Origin of the sequence: Baekduia sp., from assembly GCF_035318805.1 — a bacterium.
GTDB lineage: Bacteria > Actinomycetota > Thermoleophilia > Solirubrobacterales > Solirubrobacteraceae > Baekduia.
Genome location: NZ_DATHDY010000038.1, coordinates 1 through 6,236 on the forward strand (window position 1 = coordinate 1; position 6,236 = coordinate 6,236).

A 6,236-nucleotide genomic window follows, 5' to 3' on the forward strand; every position below is an offset into this window, starting at 1 on the left:
GGCAGACATCGACCTGTGGGAGATCAACGAGGCCTTCGCCTCGGTCACCCTGCAGTCGATCCGCGAGCTGGCCATCGACGAGGAGCGCGTCAACGTCAACGGCGGCGCCGTCGCCCTCGGCCACCCGATCGGCGCCTCCGGTGCCCGCATCCTCGGCGCGCTGGTCCACGAGCTACGCCGCCGCGGCGGCGGCCTCGGCGTCGCCGCCATCTGCTCCGGCGGCGGCCAGGGCGACGCGGTCATCCTGAGGGTGCATGGGAACGGGCAGTAACGACGACGAGCTTCGCCCCGGGGACCCGATCTCGCCCCCTGGGCGAGTGTCGGCCGCGTTCTTCGACCTGGATCGGACGCTCATGTCGGGCTCGTCCGGGTTCTTCTGGGCCCGCGCCGCCGCGAGAGCAGGGATGATCTCGCGGCGGCGCCTGGCGCTCGACGCCTGGGAGAACGTGAAGTTCCGGCTGCGCGGCTCGACCGACGAGAGCACCGACAAGGTGATGCTCCGCGTCGGCGAGATGCTCGTCGGCAAGCGCGCGGTGGACTTCCAGCGCCTCGGCCCGCAGGTGCTGGCCGGCGTGCTGCCGCGGCTGTACCCGCAGATGCTCGAGATCGCCTGGCAGCACCAGGACGCCGGGCGGCCGGTGTTCATCGTCACTGCTGCTACGCAGGACACCGCCGGGATGATCGCCCACGTCCTGGGGTTCGACGGCGGCCTCGGGACGCCGCTGGAAGCCGTCGACGGCCTCTACACCGGCAAGCTCGCGGGCCCGTTCGCCTACCGCGACGGCAAGCCCCAGCTGATGCGCGCGCTGGCCGATGACCAGAGCATCGACCTGACCGACTCCTACGCCTACTCCGACTCGGAGTCGGACCTTCCCATGCTCCGCGCGGTCGGCCACCCGGTCGCCGTCAACCCCGACGGGGCGCTGGCCCGCGTCGCCCGCGAGGAGGGCTGGGACGTCCTGCGCTTCGACCGCCTCGGCGGACGCCTGAAGATGATCGGCGGCCTGACCGCCGCCACCCTGCTCGGCGCCGCCGGCGCCACCGCCCGCCGGAGGGGCGCTGCCCGATGAGGTCGAACGTCCTCGTCGCCGCCTTGCGACGGACCTGGAGGCACGTTCGATGAGCTACTCAGAGCTGACCCACGAGCAGCGCGAGATCCGCGACCTCGCCAAGCGCTTCGCCGACGAGGAGATCGCGCCGCACGCCGCAGCGTGGGACCGCGAGCACCGCTTTCCGCGCGAGGTGTTCACGGCGCTGGGCGAGCTGGGGCTGATGGGCGTGTGCGTGCCCGCCGAGCACGGCGGCGCGGGCGCCGACTTCCTGTCCTACATGTTGGTGCTGGAGGAGCTCGCGCGCGCCGACGCCGGCGTCGGCGTGACCGTTGCGGTGCACACCAGCGCGGGCACGCTCCCGATCCTCGCCAGCGGCACCGAGGAGCAGATCCAGCGCCTCGTCCCGCCGCTGGCCCAGGGCCACGAGATCGCCGCGTTTGCGCTGACCGAGTCGGGCGCGGGCTCCGACGCCGGCGCGATCCGCACGCGCGCGACCGACGGCGAGGCGGGCGCGCCGCTGCTCACGGGCACCAAGCAGTGGATCACCAACGGCTCCTACGCCCACACCTTCGTCGTGTTCGCCAAGGACCCTGACAAGCCGAGCGCCTACCTGGTGCGCCGCGGCGCGCCGGGGTTCTCGGTCACGCGCGAGGAGGAGAAGATGGGGTTGAACTCCTCCTCGACCGCCGACCTCGCCCTCCAGGACACGCCGGCCGAGCGCCTCGGCGCAGCGGGCGGCGGGATGCGCATCGCGCTCTCGACGCTCGACGGCGGCCGGATCGGCATCGCCGCCCAGGCGCTCGGGATCGCCCAGGCGGCGCTCGAGCTGGCAACCGGCTACGCCAAGGAGCGCCACGCCTTCGGGCGCCCGATCGGCGGCTTCGGCGCCATCCAGCAGAAGCTCGCCGACATGCAGACCGAGGTCGAGGCGTCGCGCGCGCTGGTCTGGCGCGCCGCGCGCCTGAAGGAGGCCGGCCGGCCGCACACCGTCGAGGGCGCGCAGGCCAAGCTCTTCGCCTCACGCGTCGCGCGCCACTGGACCGGCGAGGCGATCCAGATCCTCGGCGGCTACGGCTACACCAAGGAGTTCCCGGCCGAGCGCTATTACCGCGACGCCAAGGTCACCGAGATCTACGAGGGCACCAGCGAGATCCAGCGCCTCGTCATCGCCCGCGCACTGCTCGGCGAGGCAGCCCGCGACTGACCCCAGCCGGGGTCTGACCCATCTGCCAGGCCTCCGTCCCGACCCCGGCGCTTCGGGGTCTGACCCCTCAGGGTGCCCCAGACCGAACCACCCCAGCCGGGGTCTGACCCATCTGCCAGGCCTCCGTCCCGGCCCCGGCGCTTCGGGGTCTGACCCCTCAGGGTGCCCCAGACCGAACCTCCACAGCCGGGGTCTGACCCGTCTGCCTGGCCTCCGTCCCGGCCCCGGCGCTTCGGGGTCTGACCCCTCAGGGTGCCCCAGACCGGGAACGCAGCCGACCCTGCGCCCGTAGCCTGCACCCATGGCGCCGCTGCGCATCGATCCCGTCGCCGAGGCGCGCCGCCATTGGGAGGAGCGCTGGGGGTCCGAGCCGTCGCGGCCGATGGCGGCGGTCACCTCCATCATGCGGGCGCAGCAGGTGCTGCTGGCCCGGCTCAACGAGCTGGTGCGCCCGTACGGCCTCACGTTCCCGCGCTACGAGGCGCTCGTGCTCCTGTCCTACACGCGCCACGGCGAGCTGCCGATCGGCAAGCTCGGCGAGCGCCTTCAGGTCCACCGCACGTCGGCGTCGTCGATCGTCGCCGCGCTGGCCGACGACGGCCTCGTGCGCCGTATCCCGTCCGACCGCGACGGCCGCGCGACGCTGGCCGTCATCACCGAGACGGGCCGGACCGCGGCCCGCGCCGCGACCGAGGCGCTCAACGCAGCGGAGTTCGGCCTCGGCGCGCTGGCCCCGGAGGAGCAAGAGGGGCTCACGAACGTGCTGCGTGTCCTGCGTCTCGACGCCGGGGACTTCGTCGCGTAGCATGAGGACCCCACGGATATGAGGAAGTCCTCCTAAATGACCACCACGCAGCGCCCCACGGTTCCGACGACGCACGAGCAGTGGCTCGAGGCCTACGGCGCGACGCCGGAGCGCGACGCCGAGTTCGTCTCCCTCTCGGGCGAGCCGGTCAAGGCGCTCTACACGGAGGCCGACCTGCCGGCCGATCGCGACGCCTCCATCGGCGTCCCCGGCGGCTATCCGTTCACCCGTGGCGTGTACCCGTCGATGTATCGCGGGCGGTTGTGGACGATGCGCCAGTTCGCGGGCTTCGGGACGGCGGAGGAGACCAACGAGCGCTTCCACTACCTGCTCGAGCACGGCCAGACGGGGCTGAGCACGGCGTTCGACATGCCGTCGCTGATGGGCCACGACTCCGACAGCCCCCGCTCGCTGGGCGAGGTCGGCCGGGAAGGCGTCGCGGTCGACACGACCGTCGACATGCAGGACCTGTTCGCCGGCATCGACCTGGGCGACGTGAGCGTGTCGATGACGATCAACGCGCCGGCGGCGATCATGCTGGCGTTCTACGTGGTGGCGGCCGAACGCCAGGGCGTGCCGCCGGAGCGCCTCGGCGGCACGATCCAGGCCGACATCCTCAAGGAGTACATCGCCCAGAAGGAGTGGTGCTTCCCGGTCGACCACGGGATGCGCCTGATGGGCGACATGGTCCAGTGGTGCACCGAGACGATGCCGCGCTGGCACCCGGTGTCGATCTCCGGCTACCACATCCGCGAGGCCGGCTCGACGGCCCAGCAGGAGCTGGCGTTCACGCTCAAGGACGGCCTGACCTACGTCCAGCAGGCGGTCGACCGCGGCCTCGACGTCGACGACTTCGCGCCCCGGTTGAGCTTCTTCTTCAACGCCCAGATCGACTTCTTCGAGGAGATCGCCAAGTACCGGGCGGCCCGCCGCATCTGGGCCCGCGAGCTGCGCGAGACGTTCGGCGCCAAGAACCCCAAGTCGTGGCTGATGCGCACCCACGTGCAGACCGCCGGGGTCAGCCTCACCGCCCAGCAGCCGCTGAACAACGTCACGCGCACCGCCATCGAGGCGCTGGCCGGCGTGCTGGGCGGCACCCAGTCGCTGCACACCAACTCCTATGACGAGGCGCTCGCGCTGCCCACCGAGGAGGCCGTCAGGATCGCGCTGCGGACCCAGCAGATCATCGCCCACGAGACCGGCGTGACGTCCACCATCGACCCCTTGGGCGGCAGCTACTACGTCGAGGCGCTGACCGACCACATGGAAGCCGCCGCCTACGACTACTTCCGGCGCATCGACGAGCTCGGGGGCATGGTCGAGGCCGTCAAGCAGAACTTCTGCCAGCGCGAGATCGCCGACGCGTCCTACGAGCTGCAGGGGCGCATCGACCACGGCGACCGCGTCGTCGTCGGCGTCAACCGCTACACCGAAGGCGACGACGCCACCACCGAGCTGCTGCGCATCGACCCGGCGCTGGAACGCAAGCAGATCGACCGCGTCACCGCCGTCAAGAGCCGCCGCGCGGCCGGCCCGGTCGAGGCGTCGCTGACCGCGCTGAAGGAGGCCGCGGCCCGCGACGACGTCAACCTCATGCCCCACCTCCTCGACGCGGCACGCGTCCACGCGACCGAGGGTGAGATCATCGGTGCGTTGCAGTCCGTGTTCGGCTCCTACACCGAGACCCCGGTGTTCTGAGCCTGTCCCGCATGACTCCCGGAGGAGAGGCACACCCATGAAGAAGCTCGTCGCCGCAGTCGCCGCCACGGCGCTCGCCGCCGGCGCGTTGGCCATCCCGGCCTTCGCCGCCACCAAGACCGTCTCGGTCAAGGACAACCTGTTCGCGCCCAAGTCGATCACGGTGTCCAAGGGCACCACGGTCAAGTGGGTGTGGAAGGGCAAGGCGCCGCACAACGTCAAGGTCACCAAGGGCCCGGTCAAGTTCTCCTCGACGACCCAGACCAAGGGCACCTTCTCCAAGAAGCTGACCAAGACGGGGACCTACTCGATCCTTTGCACGATCCACGCACCCGACATGACGATGACCATCAGGGTCAAGTAACCGGACTACTCCAGGTCGAGCCTGAGCTGGCCGCTCGGCCGGAGGCGCTTGGTGCGCGCCTCCCCGGTCGGCGGCCCGGCCGGTTTGTAGACCGTCATCACGTCGCGCGGCGAGAGCGGTCCGGCCGGCCGCCCGTCGAAGCGCTCGACCATCAGGCGGCCCAGCCGCACCCCGGACACGACCGCGTGGAAGCGCCCGGTCGTTCCCCGGGCGAGCACCACGTCCCCAACCTCGATCTCCGCCATCGCGGAGGCAGGGTATCCGCCGCGACGCGCACCGATGCCGCCGAGCGGTACGATCCCGCCGCCTCCGGGACGAGCGGGCCTCGTCCCCCGAAGGAGCCCAAACATGCCTGCGACACCCACCCAGCGCAAGATCCGCGTCGTCGTCGCCAAGCCGGGCCTCGACGGGCATGACCGCGGAGCCAAGATCATCGCCCGCGCCCTGCGTGATGCAGGCATGGAGGTCATCTACACAGGCCTGCACCAGACGCCCGAGCAGATCGTCGAGACGGTCATCCAGGAGGACGCCGACGCCGTCGGCCTGTCGATCCTCTCCGGAGCCCACATGACGCTGGTGCCCCGCATCGTGGCCCTGCTCTCCGAGCAGGGCATCGACGACGTGCTCGTCACGGTGGGCGGGACGATCCCCGCCGACGACATCGCACCGCTGAAGGAGCTCGGCGTCGCCGAGGTCTTCACGCCGGGCGCGCCCACGCAGGAGATCATCGACTTCATCCGGTCCTCGGTCGAGCAGTCGCCCCGTACGGGCGCCTAGCAGCGACGGTCCGACTGGTCTGAGAAACCCAGGACCGGTACGGTCCCTGTCGCCGATTGACTCGTCAGTCAACGGAGCAGGTACCATGTTGCCGGTCGTCGTTCGTTCGCCAGAGGAGGCCCTGACACCGTGAAGATCGCCGTGTTGGTCAAGGAAGTCCCGGACGCCGCCGTCCAGAAGCGCATCGACCCGTCCACGGGTCGTCTGGATCGCAGCGGTGAGAAGAACCTCAACCCGTATGACACGCACGCCATCGAGGCGGCCATGCAGATCAAGGAGGGTGGCGCCGTCGCAGTCGACGAGATCGTCGCCGTCACCATGGGCCCGGAGTCCGCG

Annotated in this window: 7 protein-coding genes and 2 pseudogenes; 8 read left to right on the forward strand and 1 reads right to left on the reverse strand. The window is 71.0% G+C overall.

What is annotated here, in order from left to right; genetic code table 11:
- The 6 genes and pseudogenes from VK501_RS09245 to VK501_RS09270 all read left to right on the forward strand — a co-directional run.
- Positions 1 to 271, forward strand: a pseudogene (locus VK501_RS09245) (acetyl-CoA C-acyltransferase); the annotation flags it as partial.
- Positions 272 to 317: 46 nt separating this feature from the next.
- Positions 318 to 1,070, forward strand: coding sequence for an HAD-IB family hydrolase (locus tag VK501_RS09250; protein ID WP_324336888.1), 753 nt, complete (start codon positions 318 to 320; stop codon positions 1,068 to 1,070).
- Positions 1,071 to 1,119: 49 nt separating this feature from the next.
- Entirely contained in the window at positions 1,120 to 2,256 is a 1,137-nt protein-coding gene (locus tag VK501_RS09255) for an acyl-CoA dehydrogenase family protein (protein ID WP_324336889.1), read from the forward strand.
- A gap of 301 nt (positions 2,257 to 2,557) precedes the next feature.
- Positions 2,558 to 3,061, forward strand: coding sequence for a MarR family winged helix-turn-helix transcriptional regulator (locus VK501_RS09260; protein WP_324336892.1), 504 nt, complete (start codon positions 2,558 to 2,560; stop codon positions 3,059 to 3,061).
- Between the two features lie 36 nt (positions 3,062 to 3,097).
- Complete coding sequence (locus VK501_RS09265; RefSeq protein ID WP_324336893.1) at positions 3,098 to 4,759, forward strand: acyl-CoA mutase large subunit family protein; 1,662 nt, start codon at positions 3,098 to 3,100, stop codon at positions 4,757 to 4,759.
- Positions 4,760 to 4,796: 37 nt separating this feature from the next.
- The gene (locus VK501_RS09270; RefSeq protein ID WP_324336896.1) at positions 4,797 to 5,123 is read left to right on the forward strand and encodes a cupredoxin domain-containing protein; all 327 of its coding nucleotides are present in this window, start codon (positions 4,797 to 4,799) and stop codon (positions 5,121 to 5,123) included.
- A 5-nt stretch (positions 5,124 to 5,128) separates the two neighbouring features.
- Here VK501_RS09270 and VK501_RS09275 read toward each other — a convergent pair whose 3' ends face one another.
- Positions 5,129 to 5,368, reverse strand: coding sequence for a hypothetical protein (locus VK501_RS09275; protein ID WP_324336898.1), 240 nt, complete (start codon positions 5,366 to 5,368; stop codon positions 5,129 to 5,131).
- A 103-nt stretch (positions 5,369 to 5,471) separates the two neighbouring features.
- Here VK501_RS09275 and VK501_RS09280 point away from each other — a divergent pair, with 103 nt between their 5' ends.
- Both VK501_RS09280 and VK501_RS09285 read left to right on the forward strand, forming a co-directional pair.
- The gene (locus VK501_RS09280) at positions 5,472 to 5,900 is read left to right on the forward strand and encodes a cobalamin B12-binding domain-containing protein (protein ID WP_324336900.1); all 429 of its coding nucleotides are present in this window, start codon (positions 5,472 to 5,474) and stop codon (positions 5,898 to 5,900) included.
- A gap of 129 nt (positions 5,901 to 6,029) precedes the next feature.
- A pseudogene (locus VK501_RS09285) lies at positions 6,030 to 6,236 on the forward strand (electron transfer flavoprotein subunit beta/FixA family protein); the annotation flags it as partial.